Here is a 24,683-nt window from a genome sequence, read left to right on the forward strand (position 1 = left end):
GTTACGGCCGGATCGTCGATATGGGGAGCGATATGACAAGAGCCTATCCGACCATCCTCCGCCCGCTTCTGGTCCTGCTGAGCCTGTTCGGCCTTGGTGCCTGCAACGCGCCTTCCGGCGGCCCGGTATCGGCTTGCGAGGATTCGGCCACCACGCAATGCCTGATGTCCTACCCGGACTGGTCATGGGCCAATGGCGCCGCGTGGCCCGTGCAGCTCTGATCATCGGATGCCAGCGATATCCCGGACCGTCATGGCCTGACGCAGAATATCAGGATCAGGTTTCGAGCAGGGCGCGCCCGTGCAGAGAGAATAACTTTGCACGGGCGCGGCAATCGGGCCGGGACATTCGTTGATTCACATGTGAATATCCCGGCGTTCCGTTATTTATTGGATGAATCCCGGGCCATGCGGGTATCGCTCTTGATCCCGGAACCGGGCCAGCCGCGGCATTCGATTGGCGGCGGCAACATCGTCCGGATGCGCGTCAGGCCATCCGGTTCAGATCGGCAAGAAGCTCGGACGAGACAAGCAACCCGTCCTTTTCGGATTGCAGCCTGGCGGCACGGCGGCGCTGGGACGGTAATCTCGCGCCCTGATCGGTGATCTGCCGGAACAATGTCTCGGCTGAATCCGGTGATATGCCAAAGCGTTTCGGGTCGAAGACGATGACCAGTTCGCCATGCAGAATTCCCTTGTCGCTGTTCATGCCGGGTGCCGAAGTCTGGCTGCTCAGCATGTCGCCGATCAGCGGTCCGGCCATCAGTTCGATCATCGTCGAGATGGCCGAGCCCTTATGCCCGCCGAATGGCAGCAACGCGCCAGACAGGGCTCTTTCGCTTTCGGTTGTGGGGTTTCCGTCCTTGTCGATGGCCCAGCCCGCAGGCAGCGACTCTCCCCTGCGGCTGCGGATCTCGACTTCACCACGCGCCGCTGCGCTTGTCGCGAAGTCGAACGTATAGGGCTCGCCCTCCGGCCGGGGCCACGAGAATGCAAGCGGATTGGTTCCGAAAAGCGGTTCTTTGCCGCCGAAAGGCGCGACATAGGGATGTGTCGGTGTCATGGCAAGCGCCACGAAACCCCGCTTTGAAAGCTGCTCGACCTCCCACCACAGCGCCGAATAGTGGAAGCAATTATTGATGGCGAGCGCGGCGATGCCGCTGTCGCTTGCCTTGCCGGTCAGCATGTCCAGAGCGGTATCGAACGCGAGAAGCGAGTTGCCGCCCTGCGCATCCGCCTTGACGATAGCTGGGGCGTGATCCGTCAGTTTCGGCTCGGCAGTCAGGTTCACCAGCCCGGTTGCCGCCATGTCCGAACAGGTGATCAGCCGGTAAAGCCCGTGAGAATGGCATTCCTGCGCCTGCGCATCCAGCATGTTCTGCGCCATCACAGAAACATGCGCCGCGGAAAATCCGGCTTTGGTCAGGATGGCCGCCGCCAGATCCGCGGCGCGCTGCCGGGTTATGCGTTCATAGGTCTTGCTATTCATCATATTGCCTCATGTTCGGATCGTTTGGGGATTGTTAGCGCATGACCGGATGGCATTCCATCGGCGGGATGCCCTGAGGGCCGTGATCTTCGCCGCTGTCTCGCCGCGATGCGATGGATCGCAGCACCGTCGAATGCCGGCACGGCGTGTTCATGGCGCGGCGATTTCCGCGCGACAGGCCGGGCAATTGCGGACCAGGCTGAGCGGCAGGACCGATCCGCAGCTCTTGCATGACCGGACATATTTGTGAATCGACCGCAGCGGCGACCGGCAGGCGGGGCAGCGTGAATATGCGGCACGCGGCACGGGTTTGCCGCAGATACGGCAATCCGGCTGGGGTCTCATCGGGATCGATCTTCTCGTCGTTCGACCTCAAGCAGACGCAGCCGGCGGCTTTCGTTGTTCCTTGCCTTCCACGAGGCTTTCGCGCCGACCGGCAACCCTATCAGGGCAATGCCGATCGGGGTCATGACCGAGACATGGTCACGCGCGATATCCGCCTCGGCGGGTGGCACCAGGGTCATGTGGCGGTTTATCTGGGTATCCTCGTCCAGATATGTCACCCGTCTGCCAAGGGCGACCACGTCATCAGGAAGCCGGTCCGCGGGCACGATCCGTGCCCGCGCCAGGGTCGACAGCAACAGGGCTGAGAGTTCCGGATTTCTGCGGGCAAGCCCCGCTTCCAGCCTTTCAAGCAGGTCAAGATGATCTTCGGAAATGACACGCCGCGCCGCACGCGCGCGGGCAGGAGGGGAATGATTCATGGGGTATCTCCTTCAGAGATGGGAATGAATTGTATCGGCAGGGTGAAAGCCGCGGGAGTGCCGGTTATCCGCCGGAAGAAAATCCTCGGCATTGATATGCAGTATCTCGATGCGCCGGAAACCTGCTTCGGGGTCGGAAAAGGTGACGATCTGATGCGGCGCCATGCCGATCAGAACCGCACCAAGCCAGGTGCCGGTCGAAATCGCGCAACGCTGAACCGGCGGGGTCCAGTGATACAGCCGGAAACATCTGGGCAGGTGATGATCGATCCGGCAGGCGACTACACGGCCAGAGGTGACAAAGGCGCGCCGGGCCTCCGGCTCGGGGATGATTCTTGCATCGGCCAGCTTTGCCCGGAGATAGGCCGCCAGATGCGGATCCTCGGCCGGCCCGCCGATTTCCCGCCGCCGCCGCTGATCCTGCAACTGCCAGAAATCGGTTTCGGACAATGTCGCGCGGATCGGTCGCAGTCGCTCGATATGCTGATCGTGATCAAATGATTGCTGGCATTTGCTGTGCCGCAGCCCCAACGCAGGATCGCAATCCCGCCCGGATAGACGTTGCATGGAAATTCCCCCGACCGCGGCCTGCGCGGTTCACATGGTCAAGATGGTGTGAGGAAAGCCCCGAACGATTATATCAGCACGCATGCCGACACCGCCCGGGGAAGGGGGCGGGTCAGAAGCGAACCCGGAAACAGGATCAACCTGCTGATATGCATCTCATGCAACGACATGGGATAACAGCTAGGCAGCCGGCGGCGCAAAGTCAATCGCCCTGCCTGGAATGCGGGGCATTCAGGCAACAGGGAACCCCCCGGCCCGGGTCCAATCGCCTTCTCCCCTTCTTCTTTGTCCAAATACCTCGGGGGTCCGGGGGGCAGCGCCCCCCGGCTTTGCGAACAAAGAGACAGGCGAAACCCGTTAGATCACACCCTGTGCCCGCATCGCCTCGGCGACCCGCACGAAGCCTGCGATATTGGCGCCCAGCACGTAATCGCCGGGCGTGCCGTATTCTTCTGCGGTGCTGGCGCAGGTGTCGTGGATATTGCGCATGATCTCGGCCAGCCGCTCTTCCGTGCGCTGGAAGGTCCAGCTGTCGCGCGAGGCATTCTGCTGCATTTCAAGTGCCGAGGTGGCGACGCCGCCGGCATTCGCGGCCTTGCCCGGCCCGAACAGCACATTGGCATCCCGAAGTACGCGGATCGCTTCGGGGGTCGAGGGCATATTGGCGCCTTCGCCCACGGCGATGACGCCGTTGGCCACCAGAGTCCTGGCGTCACGGCCGGTCAATTCGTTCTGCGTGGCAGATGGCATGGCGACATCGCAGGGCACATCCCAGATGCGGCCGTCACGGATGTAATGCGTTCCAGTGCCTTTCAGGCGGGCATATTCGCTGATGCGGTCCCGGCGGACCAGCTTGATTTCCTTGATCAGTTCAAGATCGATCCCGTTCTCGTCGACGACATAGCCGCCGGAATCCGAACAGGCCATGATCTTGCCGCCGAAGGACTGGATCTTCTCCATCGTGTAGATCGCGACATTGCCCGAGCCGGAAACCACGACTTTCCTGCCGTCAAAGCTGTGGCCCTTGGTGCCCAGCATGCTTTGAACGAAATAGGTGTTGCCGTAGCCCGTCGCCTCGGTCCGTGCCCGCGAACCGCCGTAAAGCAACCCCTTGCCGGTCAGGACGCCCGCTTCGAAGCGGTTGGCAAGACGTTTGTACTGGCCGAACATATAACCGATCTCGCGGGCGCCAACACCGATATCCCCTGCGGGCACATCGGTCTTGTCGCCGATATGATAGTAAAGCTCGGTCATGAAGGATTGGCAGAAGCGCATGATCTCGCCATCCGAGCGGTCGCGGGGATCGAAATCCGATCCACCCTTGCCACCGCCGATCGGAAGCCCGGTCAAAGCGTTCTTGAAGATCTGCTCGAAACCCAGGAACTTGATGATGCTCAGATTGACCGAGGGGTGAAAGCGAAGTCCGCCCTTATAGGGGCCAAGCGCCGAATTGAACTGGACCCGGAAACCGCGATTGACCTGCGTCCGTCCACGATCATCAACCCATGGCACGCGGAAGATGATCTGGCGTTCAGGTTCGCAGATGCGCTGTATAAGCGCGTGATCCGCGTAATCGGGCCGCTTGGCGATAACGCGGCCAAGGCTTTCGATGACTTCGCGGACGGCCTGATGGAATTCCGGCTCACCGGCGTTTCTAAGCAGTATTTCCGCAAGGATGGGTTCCAGTTTTTCGTCGATATTTGACAATGGCTCACTCTCTTTTCGGATTGCCTGGGTTATAGGCAACTGCACGAATTTTGCGCAAGGTGCAAATGCTTTGACCAGCGCAGGTTGAGTTTGTGCCTTCTTGCTCTCCTGCGCTGCGGTGACCGGGGCCATCGCCGGCTGGACCGCGAAAGATATCGCTGAAATACTGCGCCGATATGCTTCGTCTTTTCTGATATCGCCGAAGCGTTCCGCTGAAATGATTTCATGAGCCCCGGTCCGATGCCCTTGAATGTTGATTACCTGAAAAATCTTGAGCGTGAGCCTGTTATTCAGGCATATGATTGGCGCGATGCCGCGATTTATGCGCTTGGTCTGGGTTATGGCAGCGATCCCACCGATAGCGGGCAATTGCGGTTTCTGGACCGGGAACAGCAGATGCAGGCCCATCCGGCAATGGCGAATGTGCTGGCCTATGATGGCGCATGGCTGCGCGATCCGGCCAGCGGGATCGACTATCTGCGGGTGGTTCACGGAGAGCAGGAGATGGAGATCCATCATCCCCTGCCGCCGGAGGGGCGGGTGACCGCGCGGATCCGGGTCGAGGAACTGGTGGACAAGGGCGCGGGCAGGGCGGCGCTGGTGACCGCCTGCCGGGAGATTCGCGATGCAGAGGACGGTACGCATTACGCCACGGTCAGGAATACCGCGTTCTGCCGCGGCGCGGGCGGTTTTGGCGGGAAATCCGTGCAAAGCCGTCAGCCCCAAGAAATTCCGGATCGCGCACCGGATGGCAGCGCGGATATCCCGACGCTGCCGCAGCTTGCATTGATCTATCGTCTTTCGGGGGATCTGAATCCGCTGCATTCGAATCCGGAGATTGCCCGCAAGGCCGGGTTCGACCGCCCCATTCTACACGGGCTTTCGACATTCGGCATTGCCTGCCGTGCCTTGATGGCCGGGATCGTCGGCAATGAACCCCGGCAGGTGCGCAAGCTGGCGGGACGCTTCTCGGCGCCGATCTACCCCGGCGAGACACTGACGATAGACTGGTGGCGCAAGGGGCCGGGGCAGGCGGCGTTTATCGCACGGGTCGGCGAGCGCAGGGTATTGTCGGATGGGTGCTTCGCGTATCATCAGAACCCGGCGCAATGAATCTCGTTTCCGGCGGGGATGCCGGTTGCCGGAGGTTCCTTAACCCAGCCAGACATCAAGGAACAGCATGAGGGCAAGGCCGACCGCCAGTCCTGCGGTTGCCTTGTTCTGATGGCCGTTGCGATGGGTTTCGGGGATGATCTCGTGGCTGATGACGTAAAGCATCGCGCCGGCGGCGAAGGCAAGTCCCCAGGGCAGAAGCGGCTCTGACAGGCTGACCACCCCGGCACCAAGCAGGCCGCCTATGGGCTCGACCAGTCCGGTGAGCGCGGCGATACGCCATGCGCGCGCCTTGCTGTATCCTTCGCCCAGAAGCGACACGGCCACGGCAAGCCCCTCGGGCGCATTCTGCAAGCCGATCCCGATCGCCAGCGGCAATCCTCCGGACATGCCACCCGAGCCGAAACCGACGCCGACCGCCAGCCCCTCGGGGAAATTATGGATGGTAATGGCGATGATGAACAGCCAGACCCGGCGCAGGGAATCGGCTGCCGGACCTTCTCGCCCTGTCCTGAAATGCTCATGCGGGAGACGCTCGTTCATCAGGGCCACCACGCCCATGCCCAGAAGGATCGCGACGCAGACGATCAGGGCGGGGGTGGCGCTGGTTTCGTAACGCGGCTCGGCAGCGTCGAGCGCGGGAATGATGAGCGAAAAGAAGGACGCGGCCAGCATGACCCCGGCCGCGAAGCCAAGCAGAAGATCGCGCGACGCACGGGACGGAACACCGCCGAAAAGCACGGGAAGCGCGCCGACCGCAGTCAGTAAACCGGCGGCGAGGCTGCCAAGAAAGCCAAGAGTCAGAGGAGACAACGAGTCCACGATGCTACCTTTTTCTGCCTGGATTCCCGATCATCCGGAAAGGATATCAGGACCATGGTCGCGACTGGCGAGTGCCGAAATATACCCGGTGATCGGTATCCGAGGCCCTGCCATGTTGCAAGTGTGCTTATCCGGATGGCGGGGCCTGCGCGATTCCCTTGCCATAAGCCAGAAGCCATATGTGCTGTGCCCACGGAGTTTCGGGCAATCTGAGTTCGCATTGCCGGGATGCAGGCGGCGAAACTTTATAAAATATTTACATGACCGTTGCAGAACTGTCGGATTCCATCGCTAGCGACGGCCCCAGACAATCGGGGTATTCGGATGCTGGAAATAAGCGCTCTGACGAAACGGTTCGGAGATCGCACGGCAGTGGACAAGGCAAGTTTCGTCGTGACCGAACCGGCGATGATCGGGATCATCGGCAGTTCCGGCGCGGGCAAATCCACCATGTTGCGTATGCTTAACCGGCTGACCGATGCCAGCGAAGGCGCGATCCGTTTTCAGGGGCAGGATATCACTGCACTGACGGGGCGGGCCAGGCGGAAATGGCAATCGCGCTGCGCGATGATCTTCCAGCAGTTCAATCTGGTTCCACGGATGGACGTGGTGTCGAATGTGCTGCATGGCACGCTGAACCGGCGCTCGACCCTGGCGACGATGTTCAACCTGTATCCGCGCGAGGATGTCGAGACGGCCATCGAGATCCTCGACCGGCTTGGCGTTGCCGAGCATGCCGCCAAACGCGCCGAGGCGCTTTCCGGCGGGCAGCAGCAGCGCGTCGCCATCGCGCGGGCATTGATGCAGGACCCGGCGATCATTCTGGCGGATGAGCCGATTGCCTCGCTGGATCCGATGAATGCCCAGATCGTCATGGATAGGCTGCGCCGCATTCATGACGAGGACGGGCGCATGGTCATCGCCAATCTGCATACGCTGGATACCGCAAGGCGCTATTGCGACCGGATCATCGGCATGCGTGCCGGGCGGATTGTCTTCGACGGCACGCCCGCGCAACTGACCACCGGAGTCGCGCGCGATATCTATGGCGCGGGGGCGGATTTCTCGGAAAGCGCAACCTCGACCGCCATCGAACAGGATGAGGCGGAACGGCCAGCCGCCCGCATGGCCGAACCGGCCTGACAATTTTCCCGCAGTTCCCGACCGGAACGAATAATCTGGAGATGACGATGACCAAGACCCTTTCGCTGGCACTTGTTCTGGGCGCCGCCTTCGTGCCGGCCGCCTATGCTCAGGAAATCGACGCATTCAATATCGGTATTCTGGGCGGCGAGAACGCGCAGGACCGCATGAACAGCTATGCCTGCATGGAGGATTATACCGAGGAAGCCCTTGGCGTGCCCGTCAAGCTGTTCGCCCCTGCCGATTACAACGGTGTCATTCAGGGCCTGTTGGGCGGCACGCTTGACATGGCCTGGCTGGGCGCTTCGGCCTATGCGGCCGTCTATCTCGACGATCCCGAGGCGGTCGAACCGGTTCTGGTCAAGGTCAACGCGGATGGCAGCTATGCCTATCATTCCATCGGCTTTGCCCTGAAAGACAGCGGTATCACCTCGCTGGAAGACATGAAGGGCAAAAGCTTCGGGTTCGGGGATCCCAACTCGACATCCGGCTTTCTGATTCCTTCGGTTGAAATTCCGCAGGAAACCGGCGCATCGATGGAATCGGGCGACTATTTCGGCGAGGTGAAATTCACCGGCGGGCATGAACAGACCATCGTGGCGGTTGCGAATGGCGATGTGGATGGCGGTGTCAGCTGGGCCGACGGTCAGGGCGAGTGGGAAGACGGCTACAACTCGGGCGCATTGCGCAAGGCGGTGGATGCCGGGCTTGTCGATATGACGCAGCTTGTCGAGATCTGGAAATCCAAGCCCATCCCCGAAGGCCCGGTCGTGCTGCGCAAGGCTCTGCCCGACGACGTGAAGGCGAAGATGACCGAACTGGTGGACAATCTTTACGAAAACGACCCCGATTGCGCCTATGGGGTTTTCGCCGGGGAAACCCTGGGCGCACAGCCGATCACCCATGATGCCTATGAATCGGTGATCGAGGCCCGCAAGGCCGAAATCGGCGGCTGATCCCTGACCTATGCGGAGGGCGGCATCCTGTCGCCCTCATCCTTGTCCGGACCTGCTTCATGACCGATATTTCCGACCGGCCCCATCTGCATCAGATGCAGTCAGCTTATCTGGATCAGATGCGCCGCCGCCGGCTTTATGGCGCGTTGACGCTGATCATCTTCCTGCTGCTTTTGCTGCCCGGCTTCCATCTGGCGGATTCCCGGAATGCGGGCGGTTTCTGGAATGGGATCGGGCATGTCTTCGATTATCCGGCGGCTGTCCTGTCCGAGGCATGGGCGAAGCGTCAGGAACTGCCCGGGCATTTGGTCAAATTCTTCCCGGCATTGGTGGAAACCATCAATATCGCTGCCATCTCGACGCTGATCGGATCGATCGGCGGGATGCTTTTCGCCTTTCTGTCGGTGCGCGGGCTGGCCTGCTGGCCGCGGCTCGTGCCGCTGTTCCGTCGCCTGATGGATATCATGCGCGCCATTCCCGAGATCGTCGTTGCCCTTGTCCTTATTTTCGTATTGGGGGGCGGGCCGGTGCCTGCCATGATCGCGATCACGCTGCATACCGTCGGCGCGCTTGGCAAACTGTTCTCGGAGGTGGCGGAAAACGCCGATCCCAAGCCGATCGAGGGGCTGGCCTCGACCGGGGCAGGCTGGTCGCAACGGATGCTGCTGGGGGTGCTGCCCCAGGTCGCGCCGAATTTCCTCAGCTATGCGCTGCTGCGCTTCGAGATCAATATCCGCGCTTCGGCAATCCTTGGCTTCGTGGGCGCGGGCGGAATCGGCTACGAACTGAAAAACGCCATGTCATGGGGTCAGGGGAAATTCGACGACGCCGCGGCGATCTTCATCCTGCTCTTCGGCACCATCGTGCTGTTCGATCAGCTTTCCAGCAGCTATCGCAACCGTCTGGTCAAGGGGGACTGGCAATGACCGCCGCCACGCTGGCCATGATGAAGGACGCGGCAACGACCCGTCTCGCCCGCAAAAGAATGGCGGCTTACACGGTCGTTGTACTGATCGGGCTGTATCTGGCCTATGTCTTCTTCGCCTTCGACATTCCCGGTCTGGCGCAACGCGCAAGGATGGATAACGCGGTCACATTGTTGTCGGACAGCTGGTCCTACAAGACGCATGTGACCCGCGATCATCGCAGCGGCACGATCTCTTACGCCATCGAGGGGCAGCGGAAGGGGGCCTATCCCGAAGGCGAGCGACCCGAATGGGTCAGCGGCAATGACGACGCGGTGAGCGTCGAGCTGAAAAACGGCCATTCGCTGCGGCTGCTGCCGGGCAATGTCACGGAATATCACTATCCGGGAACCGATCCCGTCACCATCCGGCTGATGGATGATGAGTTGGTCGCGGATGTGATCGGACCCGCGCCCGACTGGATCACGCTGAATCCGCGCCGCGTGGGCATCACGACCGAGGGCGGGCGGGTGACCATAACCCGCTCGAAAACCGAGATTTTCCGATATTTTCCAGGATGGGAGCTGTTCTTCTTCACGCTGGACAGCCCCTATCACGGCCACGGTCTGCTTGATATCCTGTTCGGGGAACGTATCGACCCGGACCGCCCGAATATCACCGGGGCCTGGCATGATTTCTGGTATAATCCGATGTGGCTGCACGCCAAGGTCGCATGGGCGATCTTCGAGACCATGCTGATGGCGTTTCTGGGCACGTTCGGCGCGGCCATCATCGCGCTGCCGCTGGCGTTTCTCGCGGCAAAGCGGTTCGCGCCGCTGATGGCGGTCCGTTTCGGGATGCGGCGGATTTTCGATTTCATCCGGGGCGTCGACGGGCTGATCTGGACGGTGGTGCTGTCGCGGGCCTTCGGCCCGGGGCCGATGACCGGGGCTCTGGCGATCCTGCTGACCGATACCGGCACATTCGGCAAGACCTTCTCGGAGGCGCTTGAAAATGTCGATGACAAGCAGATCGAGGGCATTGCCTCGACCGGCGCGAACCCGGCGCAGCGCTATCGGTTCGGTGTTCTGCCGCAGGTGACGCCGGTCCTGCTCAGTCAGGTGCTGTATCTGTTCGAATCGAATACCCGCAGCGCGACCATCATCGGCGCGATCACCGGCGGTGGCATCGGGTTGCTGCTGACACAGGCGCTTCAGACCCAGCAGGACTGGGAGGAGGTCAGCTATTACATCGTGCTGGTGGTGCTGATGGTGATGGCGATGGACTGGTTCTCGGGCTGGCTGCGTGCCCGGCTGATCGGCGGAAAAAGCGACTGATCCGTCGCGGACCTGACGCCGTCCTGCATGGCAATAGCATTTCCAGCCGGGACAAGACCGCCCCTGAAGCGTGCTGTGCTGGGTCGGAAACGCTGGTTCTTTGCATGCTGCGATGGCCGGGGGCGCTGCCCCATTGCGGGCAGTCTCTTGGACCAGTGGCGCGACCCGCGGGCGACCCCCGAGGTATTTGGACAAAGAAGAAGGGCAGGGGCTTCGATCCGGCGCGATCGGCCCTAGACCAGCCTCCCCTCATCCATCGCGGCGCGGACGAACCCTGCGAATAGCGGTGCGGGCTCGAAGGGCTTGGACTTCAGTTCCGGATGCGATTGCACGCCGATGAACCAGGGGTGATCGGGATATTCGATCGCTTCCGGCAGTTTGCCATCGGGTGACATGCCCGAAAAGACCAGCCCGACCTTTTCCAGCGCATCCCGATAGCTCGCATCGACCTCGTAGCGGTGACGATGACGATCCTCGATTTCCAACGCGCCGTCATAGACCTCGGAAACCTTCGAGCCGGGGGTCAGCACGGCGGTATAGGCGCCCAGGCGCATGGTGCCGCCCTTGTCGTCGGTCAGCTTGCGCTGCACCTTGTAATTGCCCTGTACCCATTCCTTCAGGTGATAGACAACCGGGGTGAATCGGGTCTCGCCCGCCTCGTGATCGAATTCCTCGGACCCCGCGCCGGGCATTCCGGCAAGGTTCCGGGCCGCTTCGATCACTGCCATCTGCATGCCCAGACAGATACCCAGATAAGGCACTTTCTTTTCGCGGGCATAGCGGGCCGCGGCGATCATGCCTTCGGTCCCGCGCTCGCCGAAACCGCCCGGCACGACGATGCCGTGATAGCCGTCCAGCAGCGTGACGCCATCGCCTTCCAGCTTCTCGCTGTCGACCCAGTCGGCCTGAACGCGGACCCGGTTCGCCATGCCGCCATGGGTCAATGCCTCGGCAATGGATTTATAGGCGTCTTCAAGCTGCGTATATTTGCCCACCACGGCGATGCGGACCTGACCCTCGGCATGCTCCAGCCGGTCCATCACATCTTCCCATCGGGCCAGATCGGGGCGCGGCGCCGGGCTGATCTGGAAGGCGTCCAGAACGGCGCGGTCAAGGCCGGCACGGTGATAGGCCAGCGGCGCGTCATAGATCGAACTGAGATCATAGGCGGGTATGACCGCATCCGGCCGGACATTACAGAACAGCGCAATCTTGGCGCGTTCCTTTTCGGGAATGGGCTGTTCCGAGCGGCAGACCAGCACATCCGGCGCGATGCCGATCGAGCGAAGTTCCTTGACGCTGTGCTGGGTGGGCTTGGTCTTCAACTCACCCGAGGCCGCAAGCCATGGCAGCAGCGTCAGATGCATGAAGATGCACTGCCCGCGCGGCCGGTCCTGACTGAACTGGCGGATGGCCTCGAAGAAGGGCAGGCCCTCGATATCGCCGACAGTGCCGCCGATCTCGCACAGCATGAAATCGACCTCATCTTCGCCTATGGCAAGGAAATCCTTGATTTCATTGGTGACATGGGGGATGACCTGGATGGTTTTTCCCAGATATTCGCCTCGGCGCTCTTTCTCCAGCACGTTGGAATAGATGCGGCCCGAACTGACGGAATCGGTGCGCCGCGCGGAAACGCCGGTGAATCGCTCGTAATGGCCAAGATCCAGATCCGTCTCTGCGCCGTCATCGGTGACGAAGACCTCGCCATGCTCGAACGGTGACATGGTGCCGGGATCGACATTCAGATAGGGGTCCAGCTTGCGCAGCCTGACGGTGAAGCCGCGCGCCTGCAAAAGCGCGCCAAGCGCCGCGGATGCCAGACCTTTCCCAAGAGACGAAACCACGCCGCCAGTAATAAAAATATAACGCGCCATGGAGCCCCCGTGATGATAAAATTCAGCGATTTTGCGGGCCGTGGAACAGCCTGCATCACGGGACTTAAGTTATAACCGATTCGTCCCGTGGCCGCAATGGACCGCAAGTTGATGTGGGGAAAATTACTTGTCCCCCTATGTCTTGTATGTCGTTAATTCGCCGGCTGTTGCTGTTCCGACGCAGCGGGTTCACCGCTTTCCGTGCCTGCTTCGGGGGCGGCTTCCGGTGCAGCGCTTTCTGCTGCGGGGGGCGCTTCCACTTCGCTTGCTGCAGAGGCTTCCACATCTGCGGCCGGAGCTTCGGGCGCTGCTGCTTCGGGTGCTGCGGCGTCCGGCGCTGCCTGGCCATCATCCGCTGCCGGCGCGGTGCTGCTGCCTGCTGGCGCATCGGGTGCCGGAGGCGTCAACGGGTCGCCGCCGGTCGAGGGCGGAGGCGTGTATTCCGGCAATGCGGGCACGGTCGAACCCTGCCGCGATTCGGGAACGCCGATCTGATCCATGATCGAATTGTTCGAAACGCTCCGCGCCGCGATGATCGTCAGGCCGATCGAGGTCGCGAACAGGGCAATGCCCAACGCCCAGGTGAATCGCGTCATCCAGTTCGCGGCCTGGCGTCCCGACATCACGCCGCCACCGCCGCCGCTGCCCATTCCAAGCCCGCCCCCTTCGGAGCGTTGCAGCAGCACGACCCCGGTCAGCAGGACTGCCAGGATGAGGTGAACGGTCAGCACGACGTTTTCCACAGAATTCGGCCTTTCATTTGCGGACGGGCCTATCTAGTCATCCATGCAGATGAAGGCAAGCGGAGTGTCTCATGCCCGCCACAAAACCCCGCGCGGTGATGATTCAGGGCACCGGCTCGAATATCGGCAAGTCGCTTCTGGTCGCGGGCCTGTGCCGTGCGGCGCTGCGGCGGGGGCTGAAGGTTGCGCCATTCAAGCCGCAGAACATGTCGAACAACGCCGCCGTCACCGTGGACGGGGGCGAGATCGGCCGTGCGCAGGCCTTGCAGGCCCGGGCCAGCGGGCTGGAGCCGGTCACCGACATGAACCCGGTGCTGCTGAAGCCCGAGACCGATACCGGCGCGCAGGTGATCCTGCATGGCCGCGCGGTCGCAAGAGCCGAGGCGCGGGATTACGCGGCGCTGAAACCCCGTCTGATACAGGGCGTGCTGGACAGTTTTGCCCGTTTGCGCGCCGCATATGATCTTGTGATCGTCGAAGGAGCGGGCAGCCCGGCCGAGATCAACCTGCGCCCCCGCGATATCGCCAATATGGGATTCGCGCGGGCGGCGGGCGTGCCGGTGGTGCTGGCCGGGGATATCGACCGGGGCGGGGTGATCGCGCAGATCGTGGGCACGCAGGCGGTGATCGATCCGGCGGATGCCGCTCTGATCCGCGGTTTCATCATCAACAAGTTCCGCGGCGATCCGCGCCTGTTCGACGATGGCTATCGCGAGATCGAGCGCCGCACCGGCTGGCCCGGTTTCGGGGTGCTGCCCTGGTTCGCAGAGGCGCATCGCCTGCCTGCCGAAGATGCCGTCGATCTGCGGGCATCAGGCGGCAAGGGGCTGCATGTGGTCTGCCTCACCCTTTCGCGTATCGCGAATTTCGACGATCTCGACCCGCTGGCGGCGGAACCGGGAATCCGGCTGACCATGCTGGGACCGGGCCGGGCGATTCCCGGGGATGCCGGTCTGGTGATCCTGCCGGGCACGAAAACCACGCTTGGCGATCTGGCATTCCTGCGCGCTCAGGGCTGGGACACCGACCTTGCCGCCCATGTCCGGCGCGGCGGGCATGTGCTTGGCATCTGCGGCGGCTATCAGATGCTGGGCCGGGTCATCCGCGATCCCGGCGGCTCCGACGGGATCACGGGCGAGGTCGAGGGTCTGGGCCTTCTGGACGTCGAGACCACCATGTCCGCCGCCAAGCGCACGGTCCGGGTCACAGGCACGGCGCTTGGCCAGCCGGTGGCCGGATATGAGATTCATATGGGCCGGAGCTCCGGCCCAGACTGCGCGCGCCCCTTCGCGCAGATCCCGGGCCCGGACGGCGCGATCAGCCGCGACGGAAGGATCCTGGGCAGCTATCTGCACGGGCTCTTTGCCGATGACCGGTTTCGTGCCGGTTTTCTTGCGCGTCTTGGCGTGACCTCGCAGCCCGGATACGAGGCTGGTGTGGAAGAAACGTTGGACGATCTCGCGCGGCATCTCGAAGCGCATCTGGATGTCTCGGCGATTCTGGCGCTTGCGCTTTGAAACCTCTTCTTTCTTCTTTGTCCAAATACCTTGGGGGTCCGGGGGCAACGCCCCCGGCATTCGCGGGACGCAACGAATATTTCGCCGGCGGATTTGCACAGTCTCTTGTCTGGACGACGGATCGCGCTCAGGTTAGGGCATGACCATGGAACAGACGAAACCGCCCCTGACGCTTTATCTGGCCGCCCCGCGGGGTTTCTGCGCGGGCGTGGACCGTGCCATCAAGATCGTGGAACTGGCGCTGCAGAAATGGGGCGCTCCGGTCTATGTGCGCCATGAGATCGTGCATAACAAATATGTCGTCGATTCCCTGCGTGAACAGGGCGCGGTCTTTGTCGAGGAACTGGATGAATGCCCCGATGACCGCCCGGTGATCTTCTCGGCCCATGGCGTGCCGAAATCCGTCCCGGCCACAGCGAAGCAACGCGAGATGGTGTTCGTCGACGCGACCTGTCCTCTGGTCAGCAAGGTCCATATGGAAGCGGCGCGTCACCATGCCGAGGGGTTGCAACTGGTCATGATCGGTCACGCCGGCCATCCCGAGGTGCTGGGCACGATGGGACAACTGCCCGAGGGCGAGGTGATTCTTGTCGAGACGGTCGGGGATGTGGCGGATCTGACCCCGCGCGATCCCGGACGGCTGGCCTTCATCACCCAGACCACGCTTTCGGTCGATGACACCGCGCAGATCGTCGCCGCTCTGCAGGCGCGGTTCCCGGGGATCATCGGCCCTGCCCGGGAGGATATCTGCTATGCCACCACCAACCGTCAGGCGGCAGTCAAGGCGATCGCGCCGAAGATCGATGCGCTGCTGGTGATCGGGGCACAGAATTCCAGCAATTCCAAGCGGCTGGTCGAGGTAGGGCGGGCCTCGGGCTGTGCGTATTCGCAGCTTGTGCTGCGGGCGGATCAGATCGACTGGCGGGCGATCGACGGTGTGCGCCATGTCGGCGTGACAGCAGGCGCAAGCGCGCCCGAAGTGCTGATCGACGAGGTGATTGACGCTTTCCGGGCGCGTTATGATGTCGCTGTCGAAATCGTCGAGACCGCGCAGGAGAATATCGAATTCAAGGTGCCGCGGGTTCTGCGGGAAACGGCATAGGGAGGGGCGCCGCCCCTCTTGGCCTGCGGCCAATTCACCCCGAGATATTTGGGCAAAGAAGAAGGTAGGGAAATGCGGCTTTATTCGATGCCTTCTTCGGGGAACAGCTACAAGATCAGGCTTTTGCTGTCTCTGATCGGGCGGCGGGTCGAGGTGATCGATTGCGAGGACGGATCCGTGGCGTTGGCGCAGGCCAGGGCCGGGGGTGCTCTTCCCTTCGGCAAGGTGCCGGTGCTGGAACTGGATGACGGGCGCAAGCTGGCCGAATCCGGTGCGATCCTGTGGTATCTGGGGGAGGGGACGGATTTCGTGCCCGGTGATCCGGCTCTGCGGGCGCAGATGCTGGGCTGGATGTTCTGGGAGCAATATAATCATGAGCCGGTCATTGCGGTGCGCCAGGCGCTTCTGAACTATCCGCACCGTGCCGCAGAGGCGACGCCCGCGAGGCTGGATGATCTGCTGCACCGGGGTCATGCGCTGCTGCAGGTCATGGAAGAGCATCTGGCCGGGGATGACTGGCTGACGGGCGGGCCGAGTCTGGCGGATATCTGTCTTTACGCCTATACCCATTCCGCCGGAACACGCGGCGGTTTCGGGATGGAGCGGTTCCCGGCAATCGGCGCATGGCTGCGCAGGATCGAAGCGCTGCCCGGGTATAAGGAGCTGAGCGAATGAGTTTCGAATATCTGCTGACGGCGTTCATCGTCTGCGCCGTGCCGGGGCTTGGGGTGATCTATACGCTGTCCTCGACGCTGGGCGGGGGGATGCGTGCGGGGCTTTGGGCCGCGCTTGGCTGCACCATTGCGACCGTCATTCACATGCTGGTGGCCATGGCCGGGCTGGCGGCATTGCTGCATGCCAGTGCCGTGCTGTTCCAAGCGGTGAAATTCGCGGGTGTCGCCTATCTGCTCTGGATGGCATGGGGCGCATTGAAGGGCGAAGGGGGCTTGCGGTTCCATGCGGCGGCGCAGGTTCCTCCGCGACAGCTGATCTGGCGCGGGATCGTGCTGAACCTGCTGAATCCCAAGCTGCCGATGTTCTTCATGGCGTTTCTGCCGCAATTCCTGCCCGCCAATGCCGGGATCGGCGCGCTGTTCGAACTGGGCCTGGGATTTACCGGAATGACCTTTGGCGTCTTCGTGCTTTATGCTGCCCTTGCCGCGAGTGGCCGGGATGCGGTGCTGGCCTCGGAATCCGCGATGCGGTGGCTGCGGCGGGTCTTCGCGGCGTCATTCGCTTTGCTGGGGCTGAAACTGGCGGTGAGCCGGGCGTGACGACACTTTTCGCATGGACCGACGGGGCTTGCAGCGGCAATCCCGGTCCCGGAGGCTGGGGCGTATTGTTGCGGGCGATGGAGGGCGACAGGATCGTCAAGCAGCGGGAATTGCAGGGCGGCGAGGCCGCGACCACCAATAATCGCATGGAACTGATGGCGGCGATCTCGGCGCTTGAGGCGCTGACCCGGCCAAGCGAGATCACCGTGATCACCGACAGCGCCTATGTGAAGAACGGCGTCACCCAATGGTTGCATGGCTGGAAGCGGAATGGCTGGCGCACCGCGGGCAGGAAGCCGGTGAAGAACGAGGAATTGTGGCGGCGGCTGGACGAGGCGCAGGCGCGGCACCGGGTCGAGTGGCAATGGATCAAGGGCCATGCGGGCCATGCCGAGAACGAGCGCGCGGATGAGCTTGCCCGCGCCGGGATGGAGCCGTTCAAATGAGTTTCGAGGCGCTGCTGGTGGCGCTGGATTACGGGGCGGTCCTGATATTCGCCCTGACCGGGGCGCTTGTCGCCAGCCGCGCGCAGCTTGATCCGGTGGGGTTCATCTTCATGGCGGCACTGACCGCGGTGGGCGGCGGTACTTTGCGGGATCTGATATTGGGGCGCGAGGCGGTGTTCTGGATCGAACATCCCTCTTATGTGCTGATGGCTGCTGCGGCTGCCCTGCTGGTATTCTGGACCGCGCATCTCATCGAAAGCCGTTATCGGCTGCTGGTCTGGCTGGACAGCGTCGCTTTGGCGGTCGCGGCTGCAGCCGGGGCGGGGGTGGCCATGGAAAGTGGCGCGGGCCCGGTGATCGTCGTGATCATGGGGATCGTGACCGGCACATTCGGCGGGCTGATGCGCGATGTCGTCGGGAACGAGGTTCCTCTGGTGCTGAAGCAGGGGCAGCTTTATCTGACTGCGGCTTTTGGTGGAACATTTACGGCTGCCTTGCTGAACTGGTTCGGGTTTCGGCAGGGCGAAGCTTTGATCGCCTGTGCGGCGGTGGTCTGGATTCTGCGCGCCGGCAGTCTGATATGGGGGTGGAAACTGCCCGTTTACCGGCCTCGCCCGCCAAGAGGGCCGGGTTGAGTGATTGCCGGATCAACATTTTTTCACCCAAAGTGAAAATGTGATGCAACCAAAAGGCGTGTTCGGGTAATGAATCTCCGGGAATATCCTGCAGGAGTGTTTGACATGAAGACCATCTCGATGCTGCTTGCCGCCGCTATGGCGGTTGCGGTGGCCGGCGTGACGCCGGCTGTCGCGGATCCGGGGAAGGGCAAGGGCCACAAGCATGCGCATAAGCATCGCGAACCGCAGGCGAAACATCGCGGGCATGTCCGATACGGTTCGAACTGTCCTCCGGGGCTTGCGAAAAAATATCCGGCCTGCGTGCCTCCGGGGCAGGTGCGGAAACACGCGGTCCGCTATGGAACCGGTATCGGTGACATCCTGCGAATCGCCGATTATGTCCGGATCAACGATTATGATCGCTATGGTCTCGAACGGCGCGATGGCTGGAATTACTACCGCAATGACAACCAGATTTATCGCGTGGACAGCGGAACCCGGAAAGTTCTGGCGGTTCTGAACCTGATTGACGCTTTTTCGCGGTAATTTCCGCGTTACGGCGATTGTCCCGGCTGGCTGTCCCTGATCCCTCCTGCGCCGGTCTTGTTTTTTGCGTCAAGGCCCGGGTTTCCGGGTGACGTCACGTGGAACCATAACTGAACCGGAACGTTTCAATTTGTGAAACCTTCCCGAGAAAAGGGTATGATCATGCAGAAACTGACCGCTATCCTGTTTTGCGGCCTGACGCTGGCGGTCACCGCCTGCGGACCCAATACCGCGACCCGCGCCACCACCGGCGCCGCGACGGGTGCGGTCGTCGCCGGGCCGGTTGGAGCCGTCGCCGGCGCTGCTATCGGCGGCAGCGGTGCGGTGCGTGTCAGATAACAGAGCGTTGTCAAAAAGGACGAGCCGCCCGTAGTAACCTTCCCTGTTACCGGCAGGCCGCGTCCTGTCGTGTTACAGCCGCATATCTCACCGCTGGAAGCATTGTCGCGACCGCTTTTCGAGGGCGCAATTTCTTTTTGACATTAAAATTTTAAACTTGAAGCAAAATCCGTTTTCCACCACTATTCTCCCAAGCTATGATTCTAAAATGGTCTGCGGTATCACGACAGGCATATCTGGCTGCAAGGCGCTCTGGCCATGCGGATCCGCATGCCGGAAGGCATTTCGGTCAGGCAACAGGGAGAAAAATTATGAAAAAACTCGGAGCAGCGGTTGCGGCGGGCGTAATCGGCATTGGCGGTTCTGCCGCTGCCGAGATCAAGGTGGGGATGATCGTGACCCTGTCGGGGCCGCCTGCGGCGCTTGGCCAGCAGGCAGTGGACGGGTTCAAGCTTGCTCTGGAGGATCTTGACGGCAAACTGGGCGGCGAGGAGGCCGAGCTGATCGTCGAGGATGACGGGCTGAAACCCGAGGTGGCGCTGTCCGCCGCAACCTCTCTGGTCGAGCAGGAGCAGGTCGATTTTGTCGTCGGCACGGTTTTCTCGAACATGTTGCAGGCGATTTTCCGCCCCGTGGTCGAATCCGAAACCTTTCTGATCAGTCCGAATGCCGGGCCTTCGACTTTCGCGGGGAATGCCTGCAATCCTTATTTCTTCGTGACCTCCTATCTGAACAACCAGAATGCCGAGGTGATGGGCAAATACGCGCAGGAGGCAGGCTTTGAAAAAGTATTCATGCTTGCGCCCAATTATCAGGCCGGACGGGATAATCTGGAAGGGTTCCGGGTCCATTACGAGGGCGAGATCGTTGATGAAACCTATGTTCCGCTAAACAGTCAGGACTATTCCGCCGAGATCGCCCGGATCGCGACATCCGGGGCCGATGCGGTCTTTGCCTTTGCTCCGGGCGGGATGGGCGTGCGTCTCGTCGGGCAGTTCCGCGACAGCGGGCTTGCCGACAAGGTTCAGTTCATGTCGGTTTTCACCACGGATGAAACCACCCTTCCGGCGCAGAAAGAGGCGGCAGAGGGCTTTATCGGCGCAGGAAACTGGGCGCCGGATTTCGAGGGCGAGGCCAGCAAGGCCTTTGTCGCCGCCTTCCAGGAGAAATACGGATATGTCCCGGGCGGCTATGCCATGCAGGCTTATGACGCGGCCATGCTGATCGACAGCGCCGTCAGTGCCGTAGAGGGCGATCTGAGCGACAAGGCCGCGGTACAGGCTGCGCTTGAAGCGGCGGATTTCACCTCGTTGCGCGGCGATTTCAGCTTCAACAGCAATCATTATCCGGTGCAGGATTTCTATCAGCTATCGGTCGCCAAGCGCGAAGACGGCCAATGGGCCACGGCGATGGGCGAGTTGGTGATCAAGGATTATGCCGACAATCTGGCTGAAGAATGCAGCATGTAAGCTTTCTGGCGGGACCGGCTGCGGTTCCGCCGATTTGCGGATAGAATCCTGATGTCGTTGACGCTGCTCATCCTCCAGATTCTGAACGGGCTACAGCTTGGCGTGATCCTGTTCCTGATTGCCGCCGGGCTGACGCTGGTTTTCGGGGTCATGGGTTTCATCAATCTCGCCCATGGCGTGCAATACATGCTAGGCGCCTATCTGGCGGTGTTCCTTTACGGGCTGACCGGCAATTTCGTCGCCGCGCTGGTTCTGGCGCTGCCGCTTGCGCTGTTGCTGGGGCTGCTGCTGGAATTCCTTGTGTTCCGGCATCTTTACGACCGCGATCATCTTAGTCAGGTGCTGGCGACATTCGGGGTAATCCTGTTTCTCAACGAACTCATGAAAATGCTGTTCGGGCCGGCGACGCTGAGTGTTCCGCCTCCGGAATTCCTGAATTTCTCGTTCAAGCTGGTCGATGGGCTGCTTTACCCCGCCTATAAGCTGGCGGTGATTGTGGCGGGGCTGCTTGTGGCGCTTGGCCTGTGGCTGGTGATCACGCGCACGCGCATCGGGATGCTGATCCGCGCAGGCGCGACGACGCCCGACATGGTATCCGCGCTGGGCGTGGATGTCCGGCGGCTGTTCCTATGCGTCTTCGGTTTCGGCGCGATGCTGGCGGGGTTCGCCGGAGTGATGGCCGCGCCGATCTTCGCGGTCGAGCCGGGCATGGGAGACAATCTTCTGATCGTGGCTTTCGTCGTGATCATCATCGGCGGCGCGGGCTCGATCCGGGGCGCGTTCGTCGCCGCGCTGCTGGTCGGGCTGGTGGATACGCTGGGACGGATGCTGGTGATCGACGGGTTGCGGCTGATCATGAACCCCTCGGCGGCCAATCAGGTCGGCCCGGCCATTTCCTCGATGCTGATCTATGTGTTGATGGCGCTGGTGCTGTTCTGGCGGCCACAGGGGCTTTTCGCTCCGAAAGCCGCGAGGTGACGGGATGAGCGAGCAGACAAAGCCGGATTCCAGGGCGGCAAGCGCAACCGCGATGCCGCTGATCGTGACACTCGTCCTTTTCGCGGCGCTTGCCCTGATCCCGCTTCTTGCCACGTTCTATGGCGGCGGCTGGCTGACCTCGCTTGCGGTGCGGGCGATGCTGCTGGCGATCGCTGCCATATCCCTTGATCTGCTGATCGGGCATGGCGGGCTGGTCAGCTTCGGGCACAGCGCCTTTATCGCGATCGGAGCCTATACCTGCGGGATCATGATCACCGAGGGCGTGGACGAGATCGCACTGATCCTGCCGGTTGCCATGGCCGTGGCGGGAGGCTTTGCCCTTGTCAGCGGCGCAATCAGCCTGCGGACCTCGGGCGTTTCCTTTATCATGATCACACTGGCTTTCGGCCAGATGGTCTATTTCGCGCTTGGTTCGCTGGCGCAATACGGGGCGGATGACGGGCTGACCCTGTGGGCGGCGCCGGGTTTTCTGGGCGGCAAATGGCTGGCCTCGGATATCGGCGTATATGTCACGGTCCTGCTGTTGCTGATCGGGACATGGGCATTGGTTCACCGGATCACCGGCTCGCGCTTTGGCAGAGTACTGCGCGCGGCGCGGCAAAACCCCGTCCGCGTGGCCTCGATGGGCTATCCGGTGCGCCGCTATCAGTTGGCGGCCTATTGCATCGCCGGAATTATCGCCTCGGTGGCGGGGGTCATGTGGGCGGTGCAATTCGCATTCGTCAGCCCGTCACTGTCGGCATGGCAAAGCTCGGGCGATCTGATCGTCATGGTGATCCTTGGCGGGATGGCCAGTCGCAACGGCGCATTGATCGGGGCGCTATGCTTCATCCTGATCGAGGAAAGCCTTTCCGCCATCACCAATGACTGGCGCCTGATCTTCGGCCCGTTCCTGGTGCTGATCGCGCTTTATGCGCGCGGCGGGTTGGCGGGGCTGCTTGACCGGATGAGGGGGCCGCAATGAGCGAGGCGATCCTGCAATTATCCGGTTTGCGCAAGGCTTTTGGCGCGCTTGTCGTGACCGATGACATTCATCTGGAACTGCGCCGGGGTGAGTGTCACGCATTGATCGGCCCGAATGGCGCGGGAAAATCGACGCTGATCCATCAACTGTCGGGAATGCTGCAACCGGATGCGGGAAGCATCGTCTTCATGGGGCAGGACGTGACCCGGCTCAGCCAGTCTGAGCGCGCGCTGGCAGGGCTGGGCCGCTCGTTCCAGATCACCTCGATCCTGCCCGAATTCACGGTGCTGGAGAATGTCGCGCTTGCCGCGCAGGTCCGGGCCGGGTCCAGTTTCCGCTTCCTTGGCCGCGTCGCGGATGAGCGACTGTTGAACGAAGCCGCGATCTCGGCACTGGCGCGGATCGGATTGGCGGGAAAGGCGGACATGGTGGCGGGTACGCTGTCTTACGGCGAAAAGCGCCTGCTGGAGCTTGCCATCGCCATTGCGGGCCGCCCCCATGCGCTTTTGCTCGACGAGCCGCTGGCCGGTATGGGCCGGGCAGAAAGCGCCAGTCTGACGCAGGTGCTGCTGGCATTGAAGGCTGAATATCCCATCCTGCTGATCGAGCATGACATGGAAGCGGTGTTCCAGCTTGCCGACCGGGTCTCGGTGCTGGTGGCAGGGGCAATCGTTGCGACAGGCACGCCGGATGAGGTTCGGGCCGATCCCAAAGCGCGGGCCGCCTATCTGGGCGATGACCATCCGGAGGGTACGGCATGAGTCTGTTGTCGCTGAAAGGGGTCACCGCAGGCTATGGCGCGGCTCAGGTTCTGTTCGGCGTCGATCTGGATATCGGTCAGGGCGAGGTCGTCACGCTTCTGGGCCGCAACGGCATGGGCAAGACCACGACGGTTCGCACGATCATGGGATTGCTGCGACCGTGGCAGGGGGAAATCCGCGTCGCCGGACAAGATCTTGCCGGACAACCGCCATATCGCATCGGCCGTGCCGGGTTAGGGCTTGTCCCCGAAGGACGGCAGGTCTTCCCGACCCTTTCGGTGGAAGAGAATCTGCTTGCCACCTCCAGAACGCCAGAAGGGCGCAATCGCTGGGATCTTGCCGCGGTCTATGGGTTCTTCCCGAGACTACACGAGCGGCGCGGCCATCTTGGATCGCAGCTTTCGGGTGGTGAGCAGCAGATGCTGGCCATCGGCCGCGCCCTGATGACCAATCCGCGCCTGCTGATCCTCGACGAGGCGACCGAGGGGCTTGCGCCTCTGATCCGCGCCGAAATCTGGCAGCGGCTGGCGGAGCTGAAGGCCGAGGGCGAAGCGATCCTGCTGATCGACAAGAATCTGGACGCGCTGACCGAACTGGCGGACCGGCATTACGTCATCGAGAAGGGCGAGATCGTCTCGACGGTGCCCGCCGGGCCGGATGTCGCGGCGACGCTGGAACGGCATCTGCATCTTTGACATGTATTTGATAACAGGAGGAAGACAGCATGGATCATGGAGTAACCCCGGCCGCCGATGCTTTGGGCGGCAAGGCATGGACCGTTGTCGGGCAGACCTATACGCCGAAGCTGCGTTCTGAAAACGCCTTCATCTGGCATGCGGTCATCCCGGCGGATACTTTTGTGCCGCCGCATATCCATCCGTTACAGGATGAATGGATCTACGTTCTGGAAGGTCACCTTGAAATCGAGTTCGGCGATGAAAAACATCCCGCCGGTCCGGGCGATACCGTGTTCATGCCCAAAGGCGTCGCGCATGGAATCTTCAACCGCTCGGGCAAGACGGCAAGCTGCACCTTCGGGGTCGCGCCGACCGGCAGGCTTTTCGAATTGTTCGGCAGGCTGGATGGCGTCACCGATCCGCAGGAACTGGTGCGCATCTCGGCCGAGCATGACGTGGATTTCCTTCCGCCTCCGGGCTGAGCGCAATACCGCCCGATGACGAAAACCGTGGCCGTGGCGTTTTCCCGCGGCCCCTTATCCGCAATACA

At 62.0% G+C, this 24,683-nt stretch carries 28 protein-coding genes; 20 read left to right on the top strand and 8 right to left on the bottom strand.

What is annotated here, in order from left to right; translation table 11 throughout:
- The first annotated feature begins 32 nt into the window (after positions 1 to 32).
- Positions 33 to 221: a hypothetical protein gene (locus D3P04_RS01750; RefSeq protein ID WP_147391864.1), complete on the top strand. Its 189-nt coding sequence runs from the start codon at positions 33 to 35 to the stop codon at positions 219 to 221.
- A gap of 265 nt (positions 222 to 486) precedes the next feature.
- Here the strand turns inward: D3P04_RS01750 and D3P04_RS01755 are convergent, their stop codons facing one another.
- The 5 genes from D3P04_RS01755 to gdhA all read right to left on the bottom strand — a co-directional run bounded on the left by D3P04_RS01755 (position 487) and on the right by gdhA (position 4,526).
- A complete protein-coding gene (locus D3P04_RS01755; RefSeq protein WP_119745274.1) occupies positions 487 to 1,491 on the bottom strand; it encodes an Ldh family oxidoreductase in 1,005 nt (334 codons plus the stop codon).
- 31 nt (positions 1,492 to 1,522) lie between these two features.
- Positions 1,523 to 1,864, bottom strand: coding sequence for a hypothetical protein (locus tag D3P04_RS01760; RefSeq protein ID WP_119745276.1), 342 nt, complete (start codon positions 1,862 to 1,864; stop codon positions 1,523 to 1,525).
- Positions 1,830 to 2,252 (bottom strand): nucleoside diphosphate kinase regulator, encoded by a 423-nt coding sequence (gene rnk / locus D3P04_RS01765; RefSeq protein ID WP_119745277.1) that lies wholly within the window; start codon positions 2,250 to 2,252, stop codon positions 1,830 to 1,832. The genes D3P04_RS01760 and rnk overlap by 35 nt, the downstream gene beginning before the upstream one ends.
- Positions 2,253 to 2,264: 12 nt before the next feature.
- On the bottom strand, positions 2,265 to 2,819 hold the full coding sequence (locus D3P04_RS01770; protein WP_119745279.1) for a hypothetical protein: 555 nt from the start codon (positions 2,817 to 2,819) through the stop codon (positions 2,265 to 2,267).
- Positions 2,820 to 3,176: 357 nt separating this feature from the next.
- Entirely contained in the window at positions 3,177 to 4,526 is a 1,350-nt protein-coding gene (gdhA, locus tag D3P04_RS01775) for an NADP-specific glutamate dehydrogenase (RefSeq protein WP_220475241.1), read from the bottom strand.
- Positions 4,527 to 4,766: 240 nt separating this feature from the next.
- Here gdhA and D3P04_RS01780 point away from each other — a divergent pair, with 240 nt between their 5' ends.
- Positions 4,767 to 5,639 carry a MaoC/PaaZ C-terminal domain-containing protein gene (locus D3P04_RS01780; RefSeq protein WP_119745283.1) on the top strand — a complete coding sequence of 291 codons (873 nt, stop codon included), beginning with the start codon at positions 4,767 to 4,769 and terminating at the stop codon, positions 5,637 to 5,639.
- A gap of 39 nt (positions 5,640 to 5,678) precedes the next feature.
- Here D3P04_RS01780 and D3P04_RS01785 read toward each other — a convergent pair whose 3' ends face one another.
- Entirely contained in the window at positions 5,679 to 6,461 is a 783-nt protein-coding gene (locus tag D3P04_RS01785; protein WP_119745285.1) for a ZIP family metal transporter, read from the bottom strand.
- A 324-nt stretch (positions 6,462 to 6,785) separates the two neighbouring features.
- Between D3P04_RS01785 and phnC the strand changes: the two genes are divergently transcribed.
- From phnC to phnE (D3P04_RS01805), 4 genes are read left to right on the top strand one after another with little or no spacing between them, the layout of a single operon-like run.
- Positions 6,786 to 7,604, top strand: coding sequence for a phosphonate ABC transporter ATP-binding protein (gene phnC, locus D3P04_RS01790; protein ID WP_119745287.1), 819 nt, complete (start codon positions 6,786 to 6,788; stop codon positions 7,602 to 7,604).
- A 47-nt stretch (positions 7,605 to 7,651) separates the two neighbouring features.
- Positions 7,652 to 8,560, top strand: coding sequence for a phosphonate ABC transporter substrate-binding protein (gene phnD, locus D3P04_RS01795; RefSeq protein WP_119745640.1), 909 nt, complete (start codon positions 7,652 to 7,654; stop codon positions 8,558 to 8,560).
- 59 nt (positions 8,561 to 8,619) lie between these two features.
- Complete coding sequence (phnE, locus tag D3P04_RS01800) at positions 8,620 to 9,486, top strand: phosphonate ABC transporter, permease protein PhnE (RefSeq protein ID WP_119745289.1); 867 nt, start codon at positions 8,620 to 8,622, stop codon at positions 9,484 to 9,486.
- Entirely contained in the window at positions 9,483 to 10,802 is a 1,320-nt protein-coding gene (gene phnE, locus D3P04_RS01805; RefSeq protein WP_119745291.1) for a phosphonate ABC transporter, permease protein PhnE, read from the top strand. Before phnE (D3P04_RS01800) ends, phnE (D3P04_RS01805) begins: the two co-directional genes overlap by 4 nt.
- 233 nt (positions 10,803 to 11,035) lie before the next feature.
- Here phnE (D3P04_RS01805) and D3P04_RS01810 read toward each other — a convergent pair whose 3' ends face one another.
- Positions 11,036 to 12,679: a CTP synthase gene (locus D3P04_RS01810; RefSeq protein WP_119745293.1), complete on the bottom strand. Its 1,644-nt coding sequence runs from the start codon at positions 12,677 to 12,679 to the stop codon at positions 11,036 to 11,038.
- Positions 12,680 to 12,831: 152 nt separating this feature from the next.
- Positions 12,832 to 13,422 carry a preprotein translocase subunit SecG gene (gene secG / locus D3P04_RS01815; RefSeq protein ID WP_119745295.1) on the bottom strand — a complete coding sequence of 197 codons (591 nt, stop codon included), beginning with the start codon at positions 13,420 to 13,422 and terminating at the stop codon, positions 12,832 to 12,834.
- A gap of 71 nt (positions 13,423 to 13,493) precedes the next feature.
- Between secG and D3P04_RS01820 the strand changes: the two genes are divergently transcribed.
- The 14 genes from D3P04_RS01820 to D3P04_RS01885 all read left to right on the top strand — a co-directional run bounded on the left by D3P04_RS01820 (position 13,494) and on the right by D3P04_RS01885 (position 24,615).
- A complete protein-coding gene (locus D3P04_RS01820) occupies positions 13,494 to 14,939 on the top strand; it encodes a cobyric acid synthase (RefSeq protein WP_119745297.1) in 1,446 nt (481 codons plus the stop codon).
- A gap of 139 nt (positions 14,940 to 15,078) precedes the next feature.
- The gene (ispH, locus tag D3P04_RS01825; protein WP_408634347.1) at positions 15,079 to 16,041 is read left to right on the top strand and encodes a 4-hydroxy-3-methylbut-2-enyl diphosphate reductase; all 963 of its coding nucleotides are present in this window, start codon (positions 15,079 to 15,081) and stop codon (positions 16,039 to 16,041) included.
- Between the two features lie 72 nt (positions 16,042 to 16,113).
- Positions 16,114 to 16,716 carry a glutathione S-transferase family protein gene (locus D3P04_RS01830; RefSeq protein ID WP_119745299.1) on the top strand — a complete coding sequence of 201 codons (603 nt, stop codon included), beginning with the start codon at positions 16,114 to 16,116 and terminating at the stop codon, positions 16,714 to 16,716.
- Positions 16,713 to 17,315, top strand: coding sequence for a LysE family translocator (locus tag D3P04_RS01835; RefSeq protein ID WP_119745301.1), 603 nt, complete (start codon positions 16,713 to 16,715; stop codon positions 17,313 to 17,315). The genes D3P04_RS01830 and D3P04_RS01835 overlap by 4 nt, the downstream gene beginning before the upstream one ends.
- Positions 17,312 to 17,761, top strand: coding sequence for a ribonuclease HI (gene rnhA / locus D3P04_RS01840; protein ID WP_119745303.1), 450 nt, complete (start codon positions 17,312 to 17,314; stop codon positions 17,759 to 17,761). The genes D3P04_RS01835 and rnhA overlap by 4 nt, the downstream gene beginning before the upstream one ends.
- Positions 17,758 to 18,396: a trimeric intracellular cation channel family protein gene (locus D3P04_RS01845; protein ID WP_119745305.1), complete on the top strand. Its 639-nt coding sequence runs from the start codon at positions 17,758 to 17,760 to the stop codon at positions 18,394 to 18,396. The genes rnhA and D3P04_RS01845 overlap by 4 nt, the downstream gene beginning before the upstream one ends.
- Positions 18,397 to 18,501: 105 nt before the next feature.
- A complete protein-coding gene (locus tag D3P04_RS01850) occupies positions 18,502 to 18,924 on the top strand; it encodes a hypothetical protein (RefSeq protein ID WP_119745307.1) in 423 nt (140 codons plus the stop codon).
- A 162-nt stretch (positions 18,925 to 19,086) separates the two neighbouring features.
- Positions 19,087 to 19,263 carry a hypothetical protein gene (locus D3P04_RS23220; protein ID WP_182912702.1) on the top strand — a complete coding sequence of 59 codons (177 nt, stop codon included), beginning with the start codon at positions 19,087 to 19,089 and terminating at the stop codon, positions 19,261 to 19,263.
- A gap of 311 nt (positions 19,264 to 19,574) precedes the next feature.
- Positions 19,575 to 20,732: an ABC transporter substrate-binding protein gene (locus D3P04_RS01860; protein ID WP_119745311.1), complete on the top strand. Its 1,158-nt coding sequence runs from the start codon at positions 19,575 to 19,577 to the stop codon at positions 20,730 to 20,732.
- Positions 20,733 to 20,783: 51 nt separating this feature from the next.
- Positions 20,784 to 21,710: a branched-chain amino acid ABC transporter permease gene (locus D3P04_RS01865; RefSeq protein WP_119745313.1), complete on the top strand. Its 927-nt coding sequence runs from the start codon at positions 20,784 to 20,786 to the stop codon at positions 21,708 to 21,710.
- Between the two features lie 4 nt (positions 21,711 to 21,714).
- Positions 21,715 to 22,695, top strand: coding sequence for a branched-chain amino acid ABC transporter permease (locus tag D3P04_RS01870; RefSeq protein WP_119745315.1), 981 nt, complete (start codon positions 21,715 to 21,717; stop codon positions 22,693 to 22,695).
- Complete coding sequence (locus D3P04_RS01875; RefSeq protein ID WP_119745317.1) at positions 22,692 to 23,456, top strand: ABC transporter ATP-binding protein; 765 nt, start codon at positions 22,692 to 22,694, stop codon at positions 23,454 to 23,456. The genes D3P04_RS01870 and D3P04_RS01875 overlap by 4 nt, the downstream gene beginning before the upstream one ends.
- A complete protein-coding gene (locus tag D3P04_RS01880; RefSeq protein ID WP_220475242.1) occupies positions 23,453 to 24,151 on the top strand; it encodes an ABC transporter ATP-binding protein in 699 nt (232 codons plus the stop codon). Before D3P04_RS01875 ends, D3P04_RS01880 begins: the two co-directional genes overlap by 4 nt.
- Before the next feature lie 29 nt (positions 24,152 to 24,180).
- Complete coding sequence (locus tag D3P04_RS01885; RefSeq protein WP_119745319.1) at positions 24,181 to 24,615, top strand: cupin domain-containing protein; 435 nt, start codon at positions 24,181 to 24,183, stop codon at positions 24,613 to 24,615.
- Positions 24,616 to 24,683: the final 68 nt, after the last annotated feature.

This window comes from Paracoccus onubensis, from assembly GCF_003591515.1.
Lineage (GTDB): Bacteria > Pseudomonadota > Alphaproteobacteria > Rhodobacterales > Rhodobacteraceae > Paracoccus > Paracoccus onubensis.

Coding starts and splice junctions, on each gene's coding strand:
- D3P04_RS01865 (WP_119745313.1), top strand. CDS start 20,784: ATGTCGTTGACGCTGCTCATCCTCCAGATTCTGAACGGGCTACAGCTT.
- D3P04_RS01880 (WP_220475242.1), top strand. CDS start 23,453: ATGAGTCTGTTGTCGCTGAAAGGGGTCACCGCAGGCTATGGCGCGGCT.
- D3P04_RS01810 (WP_119745293.1), bottom strand. CDS start 12,679: ATGGCGCGTTATATTTTTATTACTGGCGGCGTGGTTTCGTCTCTTGGG.
- D3P04_RS01885 (WP_119745319.1), top strand. CDS start 24,181: ATGGATCATGGAGTAACCCCGGCCGCCGATGCTTTGGGCGGCAAGGCA.
- phnC (WP_119745287.1), top strand. CDS start 6,786: ATGCTGGAAATAAGCGCTCTGACGAAACGGTTCGGAGATCGCACGGCA.
- D3P04_RS01850 (WP_119745307.1), top strand. CDS start 18,502: ATGAAGACCATCTCGATGCTGCTTGCCGCCGCTATGGCGGTTGCGGTG.
- D3P04_RS23220 (WP_182912702.1), top strand. CDS start 19,087: ATGCAGAAACTGACCGCTATCCTGTTTTGCGGCCTGACGCTGGCGGTC.
- D3P04_RS01750 (WP_147391864.1), top strand. CDS start 33: ATGACAAGAGCCTATCCGACCATCCTCCGCCCGCTTCTGGTCCTGCTG.
- D3P04_RS01770 (WP_119745279.1), bottom strand. CDS start 2,819: ATGCAACGTCTATCCGGGCGGGATTGCGATCCTGCGTTGGGGCTGCGG.
- D3P04_RS01860 (WP_119745311.1), top strand. CDS start 19,575: ATGAAAAAACTCGGAGCAGCGGTTGCGGCGGGCGTAATCGGCATTGGC.
- D3P04_RS01755 (WP_119745274.1), bottom strand. CDS start 1,491: ATGATGAATAGCAAGACCTATGAACGCATAACCCGGCAGCGCGCCGCG.
- D3P04_RS01820 (WP_119745297.1), top strand. CDS start 13,494: ATGCCCGCCACAAAACCCCGCGCGGTGATGATTCAGGGCACCGGCTCG.
- phnE (WP_119745291.1), top strand. CDS start 9,483: ATGACCGCCGCCACGCTGGCCATGATGAAGGACGCGGCAACGACCCGT.
- D3P04_RS01780 (WP_119745283.1), top strand. CDS start 4,767: ATGCCCTTGAATGTTGATTACCTGAAAAATCTTGAGCGTGAGCCTGTT.
- D3P04_RS01845 (WP_119745305.1), top strand. CDS start 17,758: ATGAGTTTCGAGGCGCTGCTGGTGGCGCTGGATTACGGGGCGGTCCTG.
- phnD (WP_119745640.1), top strand. CDS start 7,652: ATGACCAAGACCCTTTCGCTGGCACTTGTTCTGGGCGCCGCCTTCGTG.
- rnk (WP_119745277.1), bottom strand. CDS start 2,252: ATGAATCATTCCCCTCCTGCCCGCGCGCGTGCGGCGCGGCGTGTCATT.
- D3P04_RS01875 (WP_119745317.1), top strand. CDS start 22,692: ATGAGCGAGGCGATCCTGCAATTATCCGGTTTGCGCAAGGCTTTTGGC.
- ispH (WP_408634347.1), top strand. CDS start 15,079: ATGACCATGGAACAGACGAAACCGCCCCTGACGCTTTATCTGGCCGCC.
- D3P04_RS01870 (WP_119745315.1), top strand. CDS start 21,715: ATGAGCGAGCAGACAAAGCCGGATTCCAGGGCGGCAAGCGCAACCGCG.
- D3P04_RS01830 (WP_119745299.1), top strand. CDS start 16,114: ATGCGGCTTTATTCGATGCCTTCTTCGGGGAACAGCTACAAGATCAGG.
- D3P04_RS01835 (WP_119745301.1), top strand. CDS start 16,713: ATGAGTTTCGAATATCTGCTGACGGCGTTCATCGTCTGCGCCGTGCCG.
- phnE (WP_119745289.1), top strand. CDS start 8,620: ATGACCGATATTTCCGACCGGCCCCATCTGCATCAGATGCAGTCAGCT.